The following is a 20238-nucleotide window of genomic DNA, read 5'->3' on the forward strand; positions in this document are numbered from 1 at the left end:
GAACACCAAAACACAAGCTACGGCGGCGTAAGTCGCAAGGGGTAGTTTTAGGCCGCGCCGCAGACCTAAAAAACGAAAACCCCGCCAAAAATATGACGGGGTTTGTCATCAATCTGAGCCGCCTCCGTTGGGGGCGGCTTCTGATGTCTTCTGGTCTTCGATAGCGGAGAACTATGCTGCTGAGCGATCCCGAACTGAAGAGAGGAACTTACTGACGTGGTCACGTAGCTGGTCTGCACGAGACTGCAAAGTATCCGAAGAGCCAGTTACAACGTCCACTTGTTGCTGCGTTTCCTGAGCGCTGTTGAACACTGAGACAATGCTCTCAGACACTTCAGTGGTCACGCGGGCGGCTTGTGTCACGTTGCTCGCGATCTCCTGCGTTGCTGCGTGTTGCTGTTCGACCGCCGCTGCGATTTGAGCTGATGTGCCAGACAGATCCTCAATGGTCGCAGAGATTGCAGAAATTGCAGCTACAGCGTGGTTGGTTTCCTGCTGGATCTCAGAGACCTGCTTGTCGATTTCCTCAGTTGCTTTCGAGGTTTGGTTTGCAAGTTCCTTGACCTCAGCTGCCACCACTGCGAAGCCTTTACCGGCTTCCCCTGCGCGGGCAGCTTCGATGGTTGCATTCAGCGCCAGCAGATTGGTCTGCTCGGCAATAGCTTGAATAAGGGTGACCACTTCGCTGATGTGCTTTGCTGACTGTGCAAGCTTGCCGACGCGGTCGTTGGTGCTTGTTGCTTCTTTGCTGGCCTGATGGGCCATGTCGTTGGACTTTTGCACCTGACGGCTGACTTCGCTGACAGAAGCAGCAAGCTCTTCTGCGGCTGATGCCACAGCCTCAACGTTGGATGAGGCCTGCGAGGACGCTGCTGAGGCGCGCTGGCTCTGGGTGGTTGTGTTTTCAGCGTTGCCTGCCATGCTCCCGGAAGCGCCTTGCAGTTCCTGAACCGCGCTGCTGACAATTTGCAGCATTTCTGAGACTTCTAGATCAAAACCTGCGCATAGTTCTTGAACTTCCTGGCCGCGCTGCAGAGCTTCCTGCTGGTCACGCTGTTGCGCTTCCTCAAGAGCCTTTCGGTTGTGTTCGTTCTCGATGAACACGCGCATTGCACTCGCCATCCGGCCGATTTCGTCGGTTCGGTCTTCGTACTTCACTTCTACATTGCTGTCGCCGTCTGCAAGACGTTGCATGTTTTCAATGAGATCAGAAATTGGCTTGTTGACCGAACGCACAGTAACATAAGCCAGCGCGCCAGCGATCGCGAAGCCGAGCAGCCCAATAATGATGTTACGTGTTGCCTGACCCCAAAATGCGGCGTCAATATCATCGGTGTAAACGCCTGTGCCGAGCATCCAGCCCCATGGTTCGAAACCAACCGCCCAACTTTCCTTGTTGATTGGCACGTCAGATCCCGCTTTGGGCCACATATAGCTCACTTGCCCGCCGCCATTTTGAGCCGCGCTGATCAGCTCCCGAATAAGGTAAACACCATTCGGATCTTGCATGTTCATCAGGTTTTTGCCGACGAGCTTCTTGTTCGGCAGAATAATTACTGTACCTGAAGACTCGTAGCCGAAAATGTAATTTCCATTGTCGAAGCGTATGTCACCGATGGCCTCCTTCGCGAGGGATTGGGCCTCATCTCGTGTCAGAGAACCCGCAAGTTCCTTTTTGTGGAAGCTTTCGGCTATGGAACGCGCACTGTCGGTGAGGTGTTTGATACTCGCGACGCGTTCCGCGACCATGGAGCTGCGGATGGCGGAGAGGTTCACAATTGAAAGGCCTATAGCCAAAATGAGAACGATAACAGCGGGAAGAGAGATCTTCCACGCTAGCGGAAGTTTTGCCAGTGACATGTTTTTACCCAAAGGTTGCAGCAAGTAGTTTGGGTATGATGAGTAAAAATTGCTCAATATTTGATTAATGGCGAGATTTGCTCACCTGAAATCGAGGGAGTTTGTTTGGTTGCGTATGTCAACCAAAAATAAAAGAGGGAGATTTATTTTATTGATTGGTAAAAATTAATCGTTTTAGTTGCAGGGTGGGGTGTGTGCACATGAGGCAATCACACTGATCCGGATTGGAAGCCGCCGAAAAGATCCGGCGGCCCCGAAGTCTAAGAACACTTCATTTTAGCCATTCACGACTGACTTTTCCCGTACCGCGCCAAGGAAGCCTTTCACGCGATCTTGTAGTGCATCGGCGCGTTGCTGCAGGGTTTCTGAAGATCCACTTACTATGCCGACTTGTTGCTGGGTATGTTCTGCGGACTGAGCAACGGAGCCAATGTTTTCGGATACTTCTTGTGTCACCCGTGATGCTTGAGTGACGTTGCTTGCAATTTCCTGTGTGGCTGCGTGCTGCTGTTCGACAGCCGCCGCTATCTGGGCAGAGGTAGAGGAAAGGTCTTCAATCGTGCGGGAGATGACTTCGATTGCTGCCACAGTGTGCTCTGTTTCCTGCTGAATGTCAGAGACCTGCTTGTCAATTTCCTCCGTCGCCTTGGAGGTTTGGTTCGCCAGTTCTTTCACCTCTGCTGCTACCACCGCAAAGCCTTTGCCTGCTTCGCCTGCGCGCGCTGCTTCGATCGTGGCGTTGAGAGCCAGAAGGTTTGTTTGTTCAGCGATGGCCTGAATGAGGGTGACGACTTCGCTGATGAGTTTGGCGGACTCGGCCAACTTGGAGACGCGGTCGTTGGTGCTTATAGCTTCGCTGCTGGCTTGGTGCGCCATTTCGTTGGACTTCTGCACTTGCCGGCTGACTTCGCTCACTGAGGCTGCCAGCTCCTCTGCTGCAGAGGCAACCGCCTCAACATTGGAAGAGGCTTGTGCGGAGGCTGAGGATACGCGGTGGCTCTGCTCTGTTGTGTTCTGAGCATTGCCTTCCATGTGAGTGGATGCGGTTTTGAGTTCTTGTGCAGAGGCGGCAACGAACTGAAGCATTTCGGAAACTTCGACATCAAAGTCCGCGCAGAGTTGTTGCACTGCCTCGCCGCGCTGCAACGCTTCCTGCTGTTCCCGCTGTTGAGTTTCCATCATCACTTTTCGACTGCGTTCGTTCTCCACGAAGACCTGCATTGCTGCTGCCATGCGGCCGATTTCGTCGCTTCGATCGGTGTCCTCGACAGAAACAGAGGTATCACCCTCAGCCAGGCGTTGCATGTTGTCGGTGAGACGCAGGACTGGCTTATTGATTGCACCAATTGTGCTCCATGCCATGATACCGACCACGGCGAACCCGAGCGCTGTAAGGCCCAGTGAGATCCCGGCCTGCTCCCAGAAGGCAGCCTGAATGTCATCAACATAGACGCCTGTTCCGATCATCCAGCCCCATGGCGCGAAACCTTCTGCCCAGCTCTCTTTATCGTAGGGGATTGTGCCACCGGCTTTCGGCCAGACATAGGCCAAACGACCACCGCCTTGCTTCGCGCGTTCAATCAGCTCGCGGACAATCAAGACGCCATTTTCGTCTTTGAGTCCGATGAGGTTCTTGCCTTCCAGATTGCTGCCTGGAGTTACAAGGTTTGTGCCGTCATATTTGTAAACGAAGATGTAGTTTCCGTTGTCGTACCGCATCTCGTTGATGGTTGCTTTGGCTTCTGCCTGTGCTTCCTCACGTGTCAGCTGGCCAGAGGTCTCCAGCTTGTGGAAGTGCTCTAGGACAGACATGCCGGTATGTGTAATGTGCTTGATGGTGTCCTGGCGCTCTGACACCATTGAAGAGTAGAGAGCGTTGAGATTGTAGGCTGCAAGCAGAAGAGCAAAAATGAAGACGGCAGCAGAGGGAAGGGCGATCTTCCAAGCGAGTGGGAGTCTGGACAGCGACATATTTTTCTACCAAATCATATGGGTGAAAATTCGTAGGCTTGTCTTCCACACTCAGTAAATTTTGCTAATCAATGGTTAAAATCTGGTTGTGGTATATTAATATGCTGCCGGTTTGATAGAGCTTTCCCTCCATTTTGTATATGTGGATGCAAATACTACAATTTTAAGTAAGTATAGCGCGCGCCCCTGTTCGAATTCTTTGTTCATTTGATTGATGAGGTGCTCATTTGAAAGTGCCGCTACCTTTGGCAATAGTCGTCTCTCAAAGTGCATGAGAGAGCTACATCTCGAACTCGCCACAAGGATGTGTTGCTGTGTGCAGCTGTTCAACGGCATGAAGTTCAGAGCTGCTGTTGAACATGGATATTTGATTCAGGCAAAGCTTTCTTCATAATCCCCAATATTACCGTTATTACTTTACTATTACGTCAGCTTATTGGTAGTTTACATTGATGTTTTATAGGTCTTTTGAATATTAATCTCCACATCATTACATCGTGATTATAAAGAGATAAATGGTTTATATTGCAGATATGTAACCTTTATTCTATCTTTAGTTGAGTATTTATCTCTATCAACTCAAGTATTGATATGTGAAGTAGGTTTTCGTTAACTACGCTGGATGCAAATAGGAGCCACAGGCCCGCGTCCTGAACTTCAGGTGGGCAGCACTAAAACAATCATGAAGGAAAGCGTTATGTCGCTAAATATCGGTGACAAGATTGCTGTGTGCACCATCGCCCTTGCGGTGGTCTTTGGAGTATTCATTGTTGCGGAGCTTATGGAGCGGAACCAGCAGCAAAGCCCTGTAGCTGAGGACGAGACCCAAGATCCTGTTTACACCCTATTTGAAGTCGATAAGGGGCAGGAAGTCTTGATCCATCAGGTGGATCACAGCGACCTCTAATCTGGCAAGCATATTCGCGATACATGCGCAGGCAAGTTATGGGCCTGCGCTTTTTGTTGGCGCGCATGATGTTCGAAAGATGGGATACTGCAAAACCAGTTGTGTAGTTGCTGCAAGATACGCGCGAAAGTTATCGTCTCCTTAACAAAACTTGCCTATACGTTGCATTGAGCAAGCAAACTCCTGTTGGCACTGGTTACCGTTCTGGGGAGGGTTTGATAGGTGTCACAAGGGTGTAGCGCGAATGCATCAATTCTTGATCTGAACGATCCAACAAATTTAAAGGTTCTTGCGTGGTAGTTTTCCGGGTGCCCCCTGAGAGAACTCTCAGCTTCGGAAACCAGAGCTGGTACAGGCACGCAGGAGAGCAAAGACATTATGATCATTGATCTTGCACAGCTGTTTCATAACAACTCCCTTCTTGTCGTTTTCACAATCATTGCGTTTGGTTATCTGATAGGCAACATCAAGATTGCGCGGTTTGAGATCGGCGTTACCGGCGGTGTTCTTTTGTGCGCCCTTGTGTTTGGGCACTACAACTTCCAGCTGGATCCGATTGTTCAGTCTCTTGGCTTCACGCTTTTCATCTATTCGGTAGGTTGGCAGGCTGGACCACAGATATTGAACGTGCTGCGCCTTGACGGGCCGCGTTATCTGGTGCTGACCCTCTTCATGACGGCGGTGTCCTTCAGTCTTGTCTTTGGTCTTGCCGCCGTGATTGACCTGCCGAGCAGCTACGCCGCGGGTCTGATGGCGGGTAGTCTGACAAGTACACCTACTCTTGTGGGCGCACAAAACGCCGTAACTTCTGGGCTTGTAAGGGTACCCGAGGGGGCAACTGCCCGTTCGCTCATTGAGAACATCAGTGTTGCATACGCCATTACCTACATTTTCGGTACTGTTGGGCTCTTGATGGTGGTGAGGATCCTGCCCAGTATTCTTCGAGTTGACCTGGTGGCTGCGGCCCTTCAGTTCTCCAAGGAGCGTGGGATCAAAAGCGACCGGGAGAAGTACAGGGTGAAACGTCCCATTTTAAGGGCGTATGCGGTGGATGATCCTGATCTGGCGGGAAAGACTTTTGATGAGATTCTGTCACGACACGAGGCTCAGTCGGCGAACCTCAGGGCGTTTTATCGTTTGAAGCGCGGCTCTGAACTCATCGAGCCGCGTTCTGACACAATTGTTGAGATGGGCGACAAGGTTGCTGTATTTGCAACACCTGAGGAGCATGCCGAGGCCCACAAGCTTCCCGGTTTGACCGCAGATATTCTTGATGAGGATCTTATCGACGCGGAAATTGATGTGGCGGAGATTGTCATTACGAACCCGGCTTCGGTTGGCAAGCCGCTGGCAGAGATCGGTATCTACGACAAGTTCGGGTGCTTTCTCTCTAGTCTCACCCGTTCTCAGATCCAAATGCCGGTCTCACCAGGTACTGTCGTGCAGCGAGGCGATGTGATGATTGTGTCCGGGGAGCGCTTGGCGTTGGACCGATTGATCGCGCACCTAGGAGCAGAAGACCGCAAAGCCGTTGAAACGGATCTCTTGACCTTTGCCGCGGGCATTGTTGCAGGCCTCATCATTGGTCAGATTACCGTCAAGATCGGCAGTATCGATATTGGGCTGGGCAACGCTGGCGGGTTGTTGCTCTCAGGCATTTGCGTTGGCTTTCTGCGCGCCAATCGGCCGACATTTGGCCGTATGCCCGCCGCCGCACGCTTCATCTTCATGGAGCTGGGACTTTTGCTGTTCATGGTGGGGGTTGGCCTTAATGCGGGCGGTGGCATTGTCGGCGCGCTTGCTTCCCTCGGCCCGATCCTGTTCGCTTGCGGGGTGGTGGTAACGTGTGTTCCGCTTCTCGTGGGGTATGCCTTTGGCCGTTTTGCGTTGAACATGAACCCAGCACTTCTGTTCGGGGCGCTTACCGGAGCCATGACCAGTACTCCAGCTCTTGGAATTGTTCAGCAGGCGGCCAAGAGTACAGTTCCTGCCTTGGGATATGCAGGTACCTATGCGTTGGCGAATGTCCTTCTGACACTAGCTGGAACAGCAATCGTTATGCTTTAGGCGTCAGCTTTTCGCAAAAGCACCTGCATCTATTTGCTGCTGAAACATTTCTTCCAGTGATTGGCGCAGGGGGCGATAGGTAACACCCAGTTCCCTAATTGCTTTGGTGTTGTCCGCCTTAAAGGGCACATCCACATTTCGAGCAATCATCTTCCGTGTCATGGATGTGTTGACCACCGGGCCTGCAAGCCAGATCAACCACTTTGGCGCAGCGGCTTTGGGGATCGGAAAGCTATCTCCATAGGTGCCATGAAGGATCTTGCTCATCTCGAAGAAATCGGTGTTGTGCCCGTTTATGATGTTGCGGCCATGCGCTTCCGGTGTGAAGGCTGCGGCGAGATGAGCCTCTGCCAAATCCCGGACGTCAACGACGCCCATGCCCCATTTGGGCGCCCCATGCCGCAGTGTGCCGTTGCCGAACTGGCGGATGAGTGAGAAGCTCTCTGACGTGGCGTTTGGATTAAGGCCTGGCCCAATTACAAGAGAGGGATTGATGACCACGAGATCCCAGCGGTCTTGCGCTTTGGCTATTGCCCATGCTTTCTGTTCCGCGAGGCGTTTGGAGTAAGAGTAGGGGTTATGTGAGAGTGATGACGAAGTGTTCCATGCCTCTTCTGTGAATACCCCACCTGGTGTGTTTTCTATATCGGCGTTGTCTCCAAAGATCGCTGCGCAGGAGCTTGTAAGCACGACACGTTGCACCGAAGGCGTGTTGTTCGCCTGTTCAAGAACATTGGTGGTTCCCTTCAAGGCAGGATCGATGAGTTCCTGTTGGGGGTCTTGCACACTGATCGTGAACGGCGAGGCAGTATGAAACACAAATTTGCAGCCTTTCATGGCGGCTGCGTATGAGCCTTTCTCTAACAGGTCAGAAGCAAAAAACTTCAGTTTGCCGTTGGTGCGCTCAGCAAGGTTGCTGAGATGTTGCAGCTTGGTCTGATTTCCGGGATCGCGGACACACGCATGGACAGTTGCGCCCGCCTCCAAAAGGCTTTTGACGATCCATCCGGCAACATAGCCTGAAGCACCGGTGACCAGAATGGGAGCTGAGGTATCAACTTTAAACACGCAGACCGTTCCTTGGTTGGATTCTGCAACTTCACTGAATATAGGCAATGACTTGGTGGCTTGTCATTACTCACAGTTATAATGCAGAAAAGCCAAAAGTATTGGTCGCTCTTTTTGTAGTGATGCTCCCCCTTGGTTTATTACTTGATTTGATGTGTTTAATATATAACCTAGCGTAATATGTGATTTATAGGTGATCTTGGGAGGGTTTATCTATGCATGCAGAGCTCAATGATTTGACGAATAACGCCGCTCGATATCGAAATGGGAAGCGCTATCTCTGGTTGATTGCATTTGTAACGGCATTTTTGCCCATTGCCTCAATGCTGGTCTACGTAGAGACAGGGTTTTTGGCAGCGTTGTGTTTCCCTGTGTTCTATTTCTTCGTTGGGATGCCGCTGTTGGATATGCTGTTTGGAGAGGATCCCTACAACCCGTCGGATGACGTGATGTCCCGTCTTGAACAGGATCCCTATTTTCGTGTGCTGCTCTTTTGCATCATTCCGATCTATTACCTGACTTTCTTCGCGGCTGTCTGGGTTGTTGGCACCTACAGCCCGCCGTTGTGGGCTGTGCTGGTCTTTGCAGTGGGCGTTGGCACCTTTCACGCGAATAGTTTGACCGTTGGACACGAGCTGGGGCACAAGACCAACAAGGTTGATCAATGGGGGGCGAAAATCAGCAACGCGCTGGTTGGATATGGACATTTCTGCATCGAGCACAACCGAGGTCATCACGTTCAAGTGGCAACACCTGAGGACGCGGCGAGCTCGCGTTTCGGAGAAAGCATTTACAGATTTGCGCTCCGTGAAATTCCAGGTGGTTTTGTGCGTGGCTGGCATCATGAGGCGGAGCGTCTCAAGAGGAAAGGCCATTCTGTTTGGTCGTGGCGCAATGACATTCTCCAAGGATACGCCATCACGCTTGCCATTGCGGCTGGTCTCGTTGTTTGGTTTGGCCCGGGGGTTCTGCCCTTCATCATTGTGCACCATGTGGTTGGATGGTACGGCCTAACGCAGGCAAACTATGTCGAGCACTACGGACTGAAGCGCAAGAAAATGGAAAACGGTCGATATGAGCCGTGTCAGCCCAGGCATTCCTGGAATACGAACCATATCTATTCCAACTTGGCGACCTTCCATCTGCAGCGCCACTCGGATCACCACTCCAATCCACTTCGTCCATACCAGGTGCTTCGGAACTTCCCCGATCTGCCAAGGCTGCCAAGTGGATATCCGGGGTGTTTTGTTTTGGCCGCCATTCCCCCGCTGTGGTTCCGGATCATGAATCCCAAAGTGATGGCATGGGCCAACAATGATCCCTCTCTGATAAATAAAGGGTAGTCTTTAAAACCTGCTTCAAAACACCGCTAACTCCTTAATGTGATGGTGAGGCGGCTTGGCTAACCTGCCGATACCGGCGTCGGATACGTATGTCCGAAGCCGGTTTCGAGCAGCAGAGGTGCCTCGTGTCCGCCATTCCTCGATTCCTATTGGTTGTCCCAATCCTCGCCTTCTCAGTTTCTCTTGGGCAGCCTTTGCTCTTGGGGTCTGATATCTCCGGTTTGCATTTTCTGCAGGTTCAGGCTTCAGCCTTGGCTGAGGAATTGCTGAGCACACCTTCTGCTGATGCTTCAGAACGAGAAACTGACACCCAAAGGTTCATGCCAATTGAGGGTGCTGCTCCTTCCCCGAAAGGTTTTGATGCATTCTGCGAGGACAACCCCGCGCAATGTGAAAGTGCTGGCGCGGGTGAGTTTCCAACTGGAATGCGGCTTGATGTTCGGCGGTGGGCGCAACTTCAGAAGGTCAATCGGGAGGTTAATGCAGCAATAAATCGTGTTCCTGATCAGGTGCTCTATGGGATTGCAGAGCAATGGGCCTTCCCAAAGCAGGGTGCGGGGGACTGCGAGGACTTTGCTCTCGAAAAACGCCGGCTGCTCCTTGCTCTCGGTTGGCCCATGGAGACACTCCTTGTCACTGTCGGGGTTGACCGAGAAAAGCGTGGTCATGCAGTCTTGACGGTGGTGACAGAGCAAGGCGACCTTGTGCTGGACAGCAAAAGCCCTGCCATACTGCCGTGGTATGCGACGCCCTATCGATATACTTGTCGCCAGTCCGCTGTCTCACCGCGGAACTGGGTACATATAGGTGACAACCGCACCACCAGCTTGCCCACTATCTGTAAGTAGGAGTTGTACCAGCAGGTTGTGCGATCGTGGGGATCGTGCCATTAAAGGCTTTGTACGTATTCATACGTATTTCATTTTGTTGAACTTCACGTCATTTGACGCGAACACTCCGCCAAATTGCGCTTTGATTCACCGACTACTTAGGGAACAACTGCGGCAACCAAGGGAGTTTTCTTGTGAAAAGGAAGCCTTCCATGAAGCGTGGCGTCAAATCAGGGCACTTGCAGCCAGATATTATTGGCTGGCGTGAGTACGTCGCCCTCCCGGATTTTAAGATCTCAGAAATGAAAGCCAAGATTGATACTGGCGCTAGAACCTCTGCTCTTAACAGCCGGATAGATGAGACATTTACACGTAACGGCGTGCCGTGGCTACGGTTCACCATACCGGCGCTCAAGGGCCAGCACCGTGCCATTACACTAGAAGCTGCTATTCATGATCAGCGTATGATCAAAAATACCAGCGGTGTGCCTGAAGAGCGCTACATCGTAAAGACTAGCCTCATGCTCGGTTGGCACAAGTGGCATATTGAGGTGTCTCTGGCCAATCGTGAAAACATGGGCTTTGACATGATCCTTGGTCGTACGGCTTTTAAGGGGCGCAACGTCCTTGTGAATGCTTCAAAGTCATTTTTATCCGGACGTCCGGTTGCCCTCAGCTGACAGCAGCGTATTCTTAAATAACAAAGCCCCAAAGACTGGTCGCCTCATTGGCGATTTTTGATTTATTGCGTGGAGAGTATCGATGAAAATTGCAATGTTATCCCGAAATCCGAACCTTTACTCTCACAGGCGTCTTAAAGAAGCTGCTGAAGAGCGGGGTTTCGAGCTTGATATTCTGAATACACTTCAATGTACAATGAACATTGCATCAAGACGTCCTGAGATTTACTATGGTGGCACCAAAGTGCCCGCATACGATGCAGTCATTCCTCGAATTGGAGCGTCAGTTACCTTCTACGGCCTGGCTGTGTTGCGTCAGTTCGAGATGATGGGCGTTTTTCCGCTTAATGAGTCAGTCGCAATTGGCCGTTCTCGTGACAAACTGCGTTCCATGCAGTTGCTTGCACGCGATGGCATTGGTCTGCCGACAACCGCCTTTGCGCACTATCCAAAACAGTCAGAGGAAGTTCTTCGTCTTGCTGGGGGGGCTCCTCTGGTCATTAAACTGCTCGAGGGAACGCAAGGAATTGGTGTGGTGCTGGCGGATTCAGACCGTTCAGCGAAGTCAATTATTGAGGCCTTTCGCGGTGCGGACGTTAACATTCTCGTACAGGAGTTCGTAAAAGAGGCCGAAGGCAGCGATATTCGCGCAATCGTCATTGGTGGCAAGGTGGTCGCCGCGATGCAGCGCACAGGTGCGCCGGGTGAGTTCCGCTCCAATCTGCACAGGGGCGGCAAAGCAAGTACTGTGAAGATCACGCCTCAAGAGCGTGCAACAGCTGTCGGTGCGGCGAAGACATTGGGCTTGAATGTCTGCGGCGTAGATATGCTGCGTTCCAAGGAAGGGCCTGTCGTTATGGAGGTCAACTCTTCACCGGGACTTGAGGGCGTAGAAAAGGCGACCGGAATGGATGTTGCGGGCAAGATCATTGACTTCATTGCGCGGAACGCAAGCGTCGGCAAGACGAAAACCAAAGGCAAGGGGTAGAGCCTGTGCTGCGTGAAAGCTTTCGAATTGGTGATGAGTCTGTTCCTTCAGGTACTCGGCAAACCGTTGAGCTGCCAATAGGAACCATGTCTGATCACACCCCAATTGCGATGTCAGTGCATGTGGTTCATGGAAAGAGGCCTGGTCCGGTTGTTTTCGTTAGTGCCGCTGTTCATGGTGATGAAATCATTGGTGTTGAGGTTGCGCGCCGACTTCTGCAAAACAAGGCCTTGTCGCGCCTTCGTGGCACGCTGCTGGTGGTGCCGATTGTAAACACCTTCGGCTTCATGAACCAATCTCGTTATCTGCCGGACCGTCGGGATCTAAACAGGTCCTTTCCGGGAACAGAGAGCGGCTCTATGGCGGGGCGCATAGCCAACTTGTTTTTCACCGAGGTCGTTCAGAAATCTGACTACGGTATTGATCTCCACTCCGCCGCGATCCATCGAACGAACTTGCCGCAAATTCGAATTGCGCCAAGAGACAGAGCGGGGATGGATTTGGCACGGGTTTTCGGGGCGCCGGTTACACTACTGGCCAAGGTGCGCGAAGGCTCACTGCGTCATGCTGCTGCGGAGCACGGCACAAAGGTGCTTTTGTTTGAAGCGGGGGAGAGTCTGCGGTTTGATGAAATGGCCATTCGAGCAGGCACCTCCGGTATTCTGCGCGTGCTGCGCCATCTGGATATGATATCCGGGCGCGGTATTGCCCAGCCAAAGGAAAATCCGGTCATTTGTTATCGCAGCAGGTGGCAGCGTTCGCCTGCCGGCGGCTTGCTTCGAAGCTATAAACGTACAGGGACCTTCGTGAAAAAGGGCGAAGTGCTTGGCATTATCTCCGATCCGTTTGGCGAAGTTGAACAGCAAGTGAAAGCTCAGATTGACGGTATAATCATCGGACGCACAAACCTGCCGGTGGTCTATGAGGGGGATGGGCTCTACCATCTTGCAGAGGCTAAAAGTGAAAACGAGGCCATCGATACAATCGAGAGCCTCGTTACGCAGCTTGAGAACGATCCGTTCTATGATGAGGACGAGATCATCTAGACCGCCCTCACAACTCGTTCAAACCGCCTCGACCTTTTTCAAGAAGCAAGCAGTCTCGGCTTGCAGTTCCAGTATGGAAGCAGAAAGGCAGCCGAGGTTGCCAAGCAGCACACCGGATTCTTCCATGGTGCGCCGGTCGCGCTCAGCCGTTGCAGCAACGTCTTTGGTAGCGATGTCTGCGCGCTCAACCATATCCTTGCAGGCCAGGTTGATTTCATGAGCTGCGGCGGTCTGCTGAGCGATTGACGTGCTGATCGCGGCTGAGTAGACCGAAACATCCTCCATGGATTTGCTGATTGTGCCCACTGCGTCAAGATTTGCGGCCGTTGCCGCGCCAGCTTGGCTGAGGTGTGCATTCAGATCTTCCACGATTTGCTCAGTGTACTCCGCCAGACGCTTGACTTCTTCTGCCACGACAGAAAATCCAGCGCCAGCCGCACCAGCGCGCGCCGCTTCAATTGATGCATTGAGGGCCAGAAGCTTGGTCTGGTTCGAAACTTCAGCAATGTTGTTGCAGTACTCGGCAACATCAGATGCCAAGTGGTTCAAACGCTCGCCTTGTTCACGGCATGTGCCAATGGCTTCCTGGCTTTGATCAACGGCCTTCAAGCTGAGGTCCACTTGCCGTTCAATCTCCGCAATGGACATGGACAACTCTTCCGCTGCCGTAGCCACTGACTGTACTGCCTGATCGGCTCTCTCGGTTTCCCTCAGAGTTGCCGCTGCGTGCTGCTCGGCCTCTTCTGTTCTACTGTGGAAACCCTCTGCCCAAGACCGAACCTCTTGAATGGTGGTGCTGAGATTTGCGTAGCGCGCTGTTGCGAACTCATCATGTTCGGCAACGATCTTGCGGGCGTTCTCGCTACGATCCATTGTTTCCTGTAGTTGAAGGCTTTGCATTTGTTGCTGCTGTTGGTTTACCTCGTTGCGTTCATTGGTTAGATGAATGAGCAGCTCGACAGCCGTTGCCCAAACGCCTGTCCGGGGAGCGTCACCATATTCGGGAAGGTTTTTTCCGTCCTTCAGGGTCTGAGCGAAGTACTGCAGCCAGACTTGAAACTTATTGGCTTTTACTAGGCCCCAAATTGAGGTCGCAATTAGAATGGTGCCGAGCAGTAGAATTGCCACACCCACCAGCTCAGATGTGCTCGTCGCAGCATGCGCCTCTTCAGTGTTGATATACCAGAAGTCTGTAATAAGTAGAATTTCCAGGGCCAGCATCGCCACTATATTTACTGCTATGCCATTGATTTTCATGATTAGTCCCACGCTGCCACATGCTAATACTTGAAAGCATTAGGTAGGCAGAGGTTAACAAGGTGTGAAATCGATGAAGGGTGCCGCTGGGGTATAAGTGATGAAAATTACATTATACCCGCAATATATATTTATCGATGCTAGATATTTTGGCAGGCTGTTGCGCAATGACTGATAGCCTTGAACTTGCGCTCAGTCCGGCGCTGGGCATAGCGCTGAGCCCCCCAATCCCATTTCATCATTATTGTTTTGCGTAGCTGCTCGTAATCATTCGTGCTTGTTCGTGTCAAGAATATCACTTGTAGCCTGTTGGTTGCCAAGTGTGTCCAGGGAGGTCTGGCGATAGTGTCCAGCAACTTGACAGAAGATTGGTATCCACTGGGGCCTGCGACTGTACCTTGGCCCAGTTTGTGCGACGCTGTTTGAAAGCAACGCCCTTGTTCATCTTGGCTGGTGGTATGGAAGATAAATCAATTCAAGGTTTCCTGAAGAGATTACAGGAGAAGAACAATGATCACTGACATCGTGGCACCCAAAGACATTCCTCGAGAGATGGTCAGCCAGTCTCTGTGTGACGGCTCTGTCCAAATGGGTGCGTAATCACATTGCCAAGCTGAGACGGCAGTCTGGGGGGATCGGTTGTCCGCCATCTCACCAAGATCAAGTCTTCTGGGAGTGGGCGTTTGTGGCTTTGCTGCTAGCGCTTATGGAGGATTTTTTAGGGCGCGGTTCGTTCAGTCGCACATTTAAACTCAATCAATTGCTTAGATTGCCTGAGTTGGACTTCCAGTAAATTTGCTGTTTTTTCGGGATACGATTTGAATACTGGGAGAGCTGAATATTTCTGCCCCTATACACTTAGGGAATATTATAATGCTGGGCGTTATTGGCATTATCGGTGCACTGGCACTTCTTATTTTTCTTGCATACAAAGGTTGGGGCATGATGCCAGCCACGGCTCTATGTTCGGTGATAGTAATCCTATCCAATGGTGGTGACGTTTGGACCGTCATTACGGGAGACTATATCGAAGGGCTCAAAGTATTTATTGGCAGCTATTTTGTGTTGTTCGCGTTGGGTGCCATATTCGGTCAGTTCATGGGTGATAGCGGCGCAGCTGAGGCCATTGCCTATAAGATTACAACGACCTTTGGTACCAAACATGCCATTTTGGTTGTAATTCTGGCGTCTGCGCTCCTGACTTATGGTGGAGTTCTTATCTTTGTGGTGGTCTTTGCCATCTTCCCCATTGCCAAAACGCTTTACTTCCGGGCGAGGCTGCCCAAGCGTCTCATTCTCGGCGCTTTGGGGCTGGGTACCTGTACCTTCACAATGACCGCGCTTCCTGGTAGCCCATCTCTCTTGAACATCATTCCGGCGCAGACGATCGATAGCACGCCAATGTCTGCTCCGATTTTGGGTATCCTGTGCAGTCTGGCAATGTTCGGTATGGGATACTTCTACCTTCAACGGGAGGGGACCAAGGCCTTGCAAGCGGCTGAGTTCAATCCTTCTCATGATTATCCGGAGCTTTTAGGAGTAGAGAACCAGCAAGACCCTGATGCGTCGGCGCTTCCCAACTGGATGATCTCCGTCCTGCCAATCTTTGTGATCATCGGCAGCATTGTGGCCTTCTCCGGTGATATAGACACGGTGAAGCTTGTTTGTGTAGCGCTTGGTGGTGGCATCCTTGTAATCTTCGCAACGAGTTGGAAATATTTAGAGAATCCAGTGCAGAGCTTTAATGCTGGCGCGCAAAACAGTGTTCTTGCTCTTCTGAATACGTCGAGTGTTGTCGCATTTGGTTTTGTGGTCAAATCCATGCCAGCGTTTCAGAGCTTTGTAGACTTTGCTATGGGGTTGGACTTCGGCATCTATACATCCATCGCGTTGGCATCCAACATCATTGCTGGCATCGTTGGTTCGTCCAGCGGTGGCCTGACTATTTTCATGCAAGGTATGGGGCAGGAGTTCATTGCGCGTGGCGCAGATCCAGACATATTCCATCGTATTGCGGCGATCGCTGCTGGTGGTCTAGATTCCTTGCCGCATTCTGGCGCGGTGATCACCATGCTTATGGTAATGGGTCTGACGCACAAAGAAGCCTACAAAGACTTCGGGGTGGTAACCGTTGTCATACCGATGTTCGTGACAGCCTGCGCAGTGGTATTTCTGACGCTGTTATACGGATAGAGACTGCTTCCATTATTCATGCCATGTCTCGTCGCTGGCCGAAGTGCCTGCGGCGAGTTTTGCATTTGACAGATAAACGGCATTTGAGGATGGTTACACGAATACGTGGATCTTCTGACCAGTTTGTTCTAGAAACTAGGCTGAAGCGTTATGGTGTCGTGTAGAAACGCCTGTTTGCGCTCGCCGAAGCTTGCAATTTGCTGACTTTTTAGTATACCCCTGCATACAATTAAATCGCTCCGACTCTGCGTTCTTCGCAAAAGGGGCGATGAACAAAAGACCAACACGAGTTTTCGGGGATGATCATGAGTCTATACACCGCCTACCTGGAAGAAATCGAAAGCCGCAAAGAACAGGGCCTAAACCCCAAGCCGATTGACGATGGCGCGTTGGTCAGTGAGCTTATTGCGCAGATCAAGGATGCCGGGAATGAGCACCGCGAAGACTCTCTGAAGTTCTTCATCTATAACACTCTTCCTGGCACCACCAGCGCTGCAGGTGAAAAAGCCAAGTTCCTCAAAGAGATCATTCTAGGTGATGTTGCTGTTGCGGAAATCTCACGTGCATTTGCATTCGAGCTGCTGTCGCACATGAAGGGTGGTCCTTCAGTTAAAGTTCTGTTGGACCTGGCTCTGGGTGATGATGCTGATATTGCAAATGAGGCGGCCGAGGTCCTGAAGACACAGGTATTCCTTTATGATGCCGACACAGACCGGCTCAAGGAAGCTTTTGAGGCGGGCAACGAAATCGCAAAGGACATTCTCGAGAGCTACGTAAAGGCAGAGTTCTTCACGAAACTTCCCGAGGTCGAAGAAGAGATCAAGGTCGTTTCTTATGTCGCTGCTGAGGGCGATATCTCTACCGACCTTTTGTCCCCGGGCAATCAAGCACACTCTCGCTCTGACCGTGAGCTTCACGGAAAGTGCATGATTTCCGAACAGGCGCAAAAAGAAATTGAAGCGCTCAAGTTGCAGCATCCAGACAAGCGCGTCATGCTCGTAGCTGAGAAGGGCACCATGGGCGTTGGGTCCTCCCGCATGTCCGGTGTTAACAATGTAGCGCTTTGGACTGGCAAGCCCGCCAGCCCGTATGTACCGTTCGTCAACATCGCGCCTGTTGTCGCTGGAACCAACGGCATCTCTCCAATCTTCCTGACAACCGTCGGTGTGACTGGTGGTATCGGCATTGACCTCAAGAACTGGGTGAAAAAGCTGGGGCCAGATGGCAAGCCAATCCTGAACAATGATGACAGCCCGATTCTGGAGCAGAAGTACTCCGTTGAGACTGGAACTGTGTTCAAGATCAACACCAAGACGAAAAAGCTTCTCAGCGAAGACGGCGACGAAGAACTGGTTGATGTGTCCTCTGCCTTCACCCCACAGAAGGTTGAGTTCATGAAGGCTGGCAGCTCCTACGCTGTCGTGTTCGGCAAGAAACTCCAGACATTTGCGGCCGAAACACTTGGCGTTGAAGCACCGCAGGTCTTTGCACCTTCCAAAGAAATCTCCCATGAAGGTCAGGGCCTGACTGCCGTTGAGAAGATCTTCAACAGAAATGCCGTCGGCTCTACACCGGGCAAGGTTCTGCATGCAGGCTCCGACGTGCGGGTGAAGGTAAACATCGTCGGTTCTCAGGACACAACGGGCCTGATGACCTCTCAGGAGTTGGAAGCTATGGCGGCTACCGTCATTTCTCCAACTGTAGATGGTGCGTACCAGTCTGGCTGTCACACGGCCTCTGTTTGGGATCTGAAGGCGCAGACAAATATTCCTCGGCTCATGAAGTTCATGAACAAGTTCGGCCTGATTACAGCCCGCGATCCCAAGGGTGAATATCATGCAATGACCGATGTGATCCACAAGGTGCTGAATGACATTACCGTTGATGATTGGGATATCATCATTGGCGGCGATAGCCATACACGCATGTCCAAGGGCGTGGCGTTTGGTGCAGATTCCGGCACTGTGGCACTGGCGCTGGCGACTGGTGAGGCAAGCATGCCCATTCCGGAATCAGTGAAGGTAACCTTCAAGGGTTCCATGGCCGAGCACATGGACTTCCGTGATGTGGTGCATGCAACGCAAGCCCAAATGCTGAAGCAGCATGGCGACAACGTCTTCCAGGGCCGCGTGATTGAAGTGCATATTGGCACGCTGCTGGCCGACCAAGCCTTCACCTTCACCGACTGGACTGCAGAGATGAAGGCAAAAGCCTCGATCTGTATCTCCAATGACGAAACGCTGATTGGTTCTCTTGAGCTGGCCAAGAGGCGTATTCAGGTGATGATTGACAAGGGCATGGATAACGAAGCGCAAGTTCTTCAAGGTCTGATCAACAAGGCGGACAAGCGCATTGCCGAGATTAAATCCGGTGAGAAGCCAGCGTTGAAGCCTGACGCTGATGCGAAGTACTTTGCGGAGGTCGTCGTTGATCTGGATGAAATCAATGAACCTATGATCGCCGACCCGGACGTCAACAACGAGGACGTGTCACGTCGCTACACCCACGACACCATCCGCCCGGTTTCCTTCTACCGTGGTGAGAAGAAGGTCGACCTCGGCTTCGTCGGCTCTTGCATGGTGCACAAGGGCGATATGAAGATTGTGGCCGGTATGCTCAAGAACCTAGAGAAAGCAAAGGGCAAGGTGGAGTTCAACGCGCCGCTTGTTGTTGCTGCTCCGACCTACAACATCATCGATGAGCTGAAGGAAGAGGGCGACTGGGACGTGCTGCAGAAGTATTCCGGGTTCGAGTTCGACGATGCGGCGCCAAAAAGCACTGCACGTACCGAATATGAGAACATTCTGTATCTGGAGCGTCCAGGATGTAACCTGTGTATGGGCAACCAGGAAAAGGCCGCCCGAGGTGATACCGTGCTGGCAACCTCCACGCGTCTGTTCAAGGGCCGCGTAGTGGAAGATTCCGATGACAAGAAGGGCGAGTCTCTGCTGGCCTCTACCCCGGTTGTAGTCCTTTCCGCCATTTTGGGCAGAACACCAACTATTGAGGAGTACAAGGAAGCCGTGGAAGGGATCGACCTGACCAAGTTCGCGCCTCCACTGCAAAAGCCTTTGGACGCCAAGTCAGTTCACTTCTAAGATTGAAACCATGATCCTATAAGACAAACGCTGGCGTGAGGGGTTAGATCCCGCGCCAGCGTTTTTTGTTTTCAGGCTGGTTGGTTTCGTTGCTGGTCTATCCGAGATGCCATCACTGCAAAAATCGGATCGGCAGTTTCGGCGCTGAGCGAGAGGGGCCGGGAGATCATTGCACCCTGTGCTGAGGCAATCGTGAAATTGCGCTCTCGCTGATCTGGGTTTTCTCTGACAAGGCCGATTTGGTCGTCTTATTGGATAGATCGTCTTGAACTTAGAAGGAGACGATCTATGACCGATATCATCACGCTCAAGAGCTCCGCGCCGAACTGAAACTCGATCCGCCTGAAGCCCCCAAAAAGTTACGAGCCGCTGCCCGTGACCCCAAAAAGCACCCCGAACTGGCGAAACTTCATAAGCCGCGTGCACCGTGGAGTTGTGTCAAAGGTTCCGCCGGGGAGAAGGAGGCGAGGGCGATGTTGATAAACTGATTGTGGCTGCGGGCGACTCTAAAATGCTCGCAGCCACTCATTTCCTCATCTTTCCTTGCGAACGCCTTTGAATGGCGTTTTGCTCGATGTTTTGACGTCTAAAAATTTGCCTGTGTTTGCATCCCTCTTCACCCAGTTTCCTGAAGGTGTTTGGGTTTGCGAACGTTGGCGAACAGCCCCGTTGCGGTGTCCATCGCCTTTGGGAGGATTAGTGGCCATAGAAAGTCTCCTTATGATGTGTGGCAAGCGTTAGCGCAATAGTAGCACCCGTTGACTTGCGTGAAGTGTTTTCTCGCTTCTTGGACCGCTCCGCTACAGGAGAGGAATTGTCCTAGATAGATTCGGTTTTCAGCGCTCGGCATCCAAGAGCATCCTTCCTGATGGACTTCGTGGTCACCGTTAGCTTGAGCCTTCTTATTCACATAGTAGCGTGCCATGGTAT

General features: G+C 51.9%; 13 protein-coding genes. 9 read left to right on the plus strand and 4 right to left on the minus strand.

Going from position 1 to position 20238, the window contains the following annotated elements:
• Window positions 1-171: 171 nt before the first annotated feature.
• The gene (locus Q3Y58_RS17010) at window positions 172-1860 is read right to left on the minus strand and encodes a methyl-accepting chemotaxis protein (RefSeq protein WP_319623069.1); all 1689 of its coding nucleotides are present in this window, start codon (window positions 1858-1860) and stop codon (window positions 172-174) included.
• Window positions 1861-2136: 276 nt separating this feature from the next.
• Window positions 2137-3831, minus strand: coding sequence for a methyl-accepting chemotaxis protein (locus tag Q3Y58_RS17015; RefSeq protein WP_319623070.1), 1695 nt, complete (start codon window positions 3829-3831; stop codon window positions 2137-2139).
• 697 nt (window positions 3832-4528) lie between these two features.
• On the opposite strand from Q3Y58_RS17015, the gene Q3Y58_RS17020 reads away from it, so the two are divergent.
• Both Q3Y58_RS17020 and Q3Y58_RS17025 read left to right on the plus strand, forming a co-directional pair.
• Window positions 4529-4738 (plus strand): hypothetical protein, encoded by a 210-nt coding sequence (locus tag Q3Y58_RS17020; RefSeq protein ID WP_274219218.1) that lies wholly within the window; start codon window positions 4529-4531, stop codon window positions 4736-4738.
• Between the two features lie 378 nt (window positions 4739-5116).
• Window positions 5117-6805, plus strand: coding sequence for an aspartate:alanine exchanger family transporter (locus Q3Y58_RS17025; RefSeq protein WP_319623071.1), 1689 nt, complete (start codon window positions 5117-5119; stop codon window positions 6803-6805).
• 3 nt (window positions 6806-6808) lie between these two features.
• On the opposite strand, the gene Q3Y58_RS17030 is transcribed toward Q3Y58_RS17025, so the two are convergent.
• On the minus strand, window positions 6809-7873 hold the full coding sequence (locus tag Q3Y58_RS17030) for an NAD-dependent epimerase/dehydratase family protein (RefSeq protein WP_319623072.1): 1065 nt from the start codon (window positions 7871-7873) through the stop codon (window positions 6809-6811).
• Window positions 7874-8088: 215 nt separating this feature from the next.
• Here Q3Y58_RS17030 and Q3Y58_RS17035 point away from each other — a divergent pair, with 215 nt between their 5' ends.
• From Q3Y58_RS17035 to Q3Y58_RS17055, 5 genes are all read left to right on the plus strand, one after another.
• Window positions 8089-9216 (plus strand): alkane 1-monooxygenase, encoded by a 1128-nt coding sequence (locus Q3Y58_RS17035; RefSeq protein WP_319623073.1) that lies wholly within the window; start codon window positions 8089-8091, stop codon window positions 9214-9216.
• Between the two features lie 89 nt (window positions 9217-9305).
• Window positions 9306-10064 (plus strand): transglutaminase-like cysteine peptidase, encoded by a 759-nt coding sequence (locus Q3Y58_RS17040; protein WP_319623074.1) that lies wholly within the window; start codon window positions 9306-9308, stop codon window positions 10062-10064.
• Window positions 10065-10258: 194 nt separating this feature from the next.
• Window positions 10259-10726 (plus strand): ATP-dependent zinc protease family protein, encoded by a 468-nt coding sequence (locus Q3Y58_RS17045; protein ID WP_319623075.1) that lies wholly within the window; start codon window positions 10259-10261, stop codon window positions 10724-10726.
• A gap of 82 nt (window positions 10727-10808) precedes the next feature.
• Window positions 10809-11714 (plus strand): 30S ribosomal protein S6--L-glutamate ligase, encoded by a 906-nt coding sequence (rimK, locus tag Q3Y58_RS17050; protein WP_274219224.1) that lies wholly within the window; start codon window positions 10809-10811, stop codon window positions 11712-11714.
• Between the two features lie 5 nt (window positions 11715-11719).
• A complete protein-coding gene (locus Q3Y58_RS17055; protein ID WP_319623076.1) occupies window positions 11720-12760 on the plus strand; it encodes a succinylglutamate desuccinylase/aspartoacylase family protein in 1041 nt (346 codons plus the stop codon).
• Window positions 12761-12778: 18 nt separating this feature from the next.
• Here Q3Y58_RS17055 and Q3Y58_RS17060 read toward each other — a convergent pair whose 3' ends face one another.
• Complete coding sequence (locus tag Q3Y58_RS17060; RefSeq protein ID WP_319623147.1) at window positions 12779-13981, minus strand: methyl-accepting chemotaxis protein; 1203 nt, start codon at window positions 13979-13981, stop codon at window positions 12779-12781.
• Window positions 13982-14890: 909 nt separating this feature from the next.
• Here Q3Y58_RS17060 and Q3Y58_RS17065 point away from each other — a divergent pair.
• A complete protein-coding gene (locus tag Q3Y58_RS17065; RefSeq protein WP_319623077.1) occupies window positions 14891-16210 on the plus strand; it encodes a GntP family permease in 1320 nt (439 codons plus the stop codon).
• 305 nt (window positions 16211-16515) lie between these two features.
• Window positions 16516-19308, plus strand: coding sequence for a bifunctional aconitate hydratase 2/2-methylisocitrate dehydratase (locus tag Q3Y58_RS17070; RefSeq protein ID WP_319623078.1), 2793 nt, complete (start codon window positions 16516-16518; stop codon window positions 19306-19308).
• Window positions 19309-20238: the final 930 nt, after the last annotated feature.

Source organism: Nesiotobacter zosterae, assembly GCF_033843645.1.
In the GTDB taxonomy this organism is placed as follows: Bacteria; Pseudomonadota; Alphaproteobacteria; order Rhizobiales; family Stappiaceae; genus Pseudovibrio; species Pseudovibrio zosterae.

Coding starts and splice junctions, on each gene's coding strand:
- Q3Y58_RS17035 (WP_319623073.1), top strand. CDS start 8,089: ATGCATGCAGAGCTCAATGATTTGACGAATAACGCCGCTCGATATCGA.
- Q3Y58_RS17020 (WP_274219218.1), top strand. CDS start 4,529: ATGTCGCTAAATATCGGTGACAAGATTGCTGTGTGCACCATCGCCCTT.
- Q3Y58_RS17025 (WP_319623071.1), top strand. CDS start 5,117: ATGATCATTGATCTTGCACAGCTGTTTCATAACAACTCCCTTCTTGTC.
- Q3Y58_RS17015 (WP_319623070.1), bottom strand. CDS start 3,831: ATGTCGCTGTCCAGACTCCCACTCGCTTGGAAGATCGCCCTTCCCTCT.
- Q3Y58_RS17070 (WP_319623078.1), top strand. CDS start 16,516: ATGAGTCTATACACCGCCTACCTGGAAGAAATCGAAAGCCGCAAAGAA.
- Q3Y58_RS17040 (WP_319623074.1), top strand. CDS start 9,306: ATGTCCGAAGCCGGTTTCGAGCAGCAGAGGTGCCTCGTGTCCGCCATT.
- Q3Y58_RS17045 (WP_319623075.1), top strand. CDS start 10,259: ATGAAGCGTGGCGTCAAATCAGGGCACTTGCAGCCAGATATTATTGGC.
- Q3Y58_RS17060 (WP_319623147.1), bottom strand. CDS start 13,981: ATGCTGGCCCTGGAAATTCTACTTATTACAGACTTCTGGTATATCAAC.
- Q3Y58_RS17065 (WP_319623077.1), top strand. CDS start 14,891: ATGCTGGGCGTTATTGGCATTATCGGTGCACTGGCACTTCTTATTTTT.
- rimK (WP_274219224.1), top strand. CDS start 10,809: ATGAAAATTGCAATGTTATCCCGAAATCCGAACCTTTACTCTCACAGG.
- Q3Y58_RS17010 (WP_319623069.1), bottom strand. CDS start 1,860: ATGTCACTGGCAAAACTTCCGCTAGCGTGGAAGATCTCTCTTCCCGCT.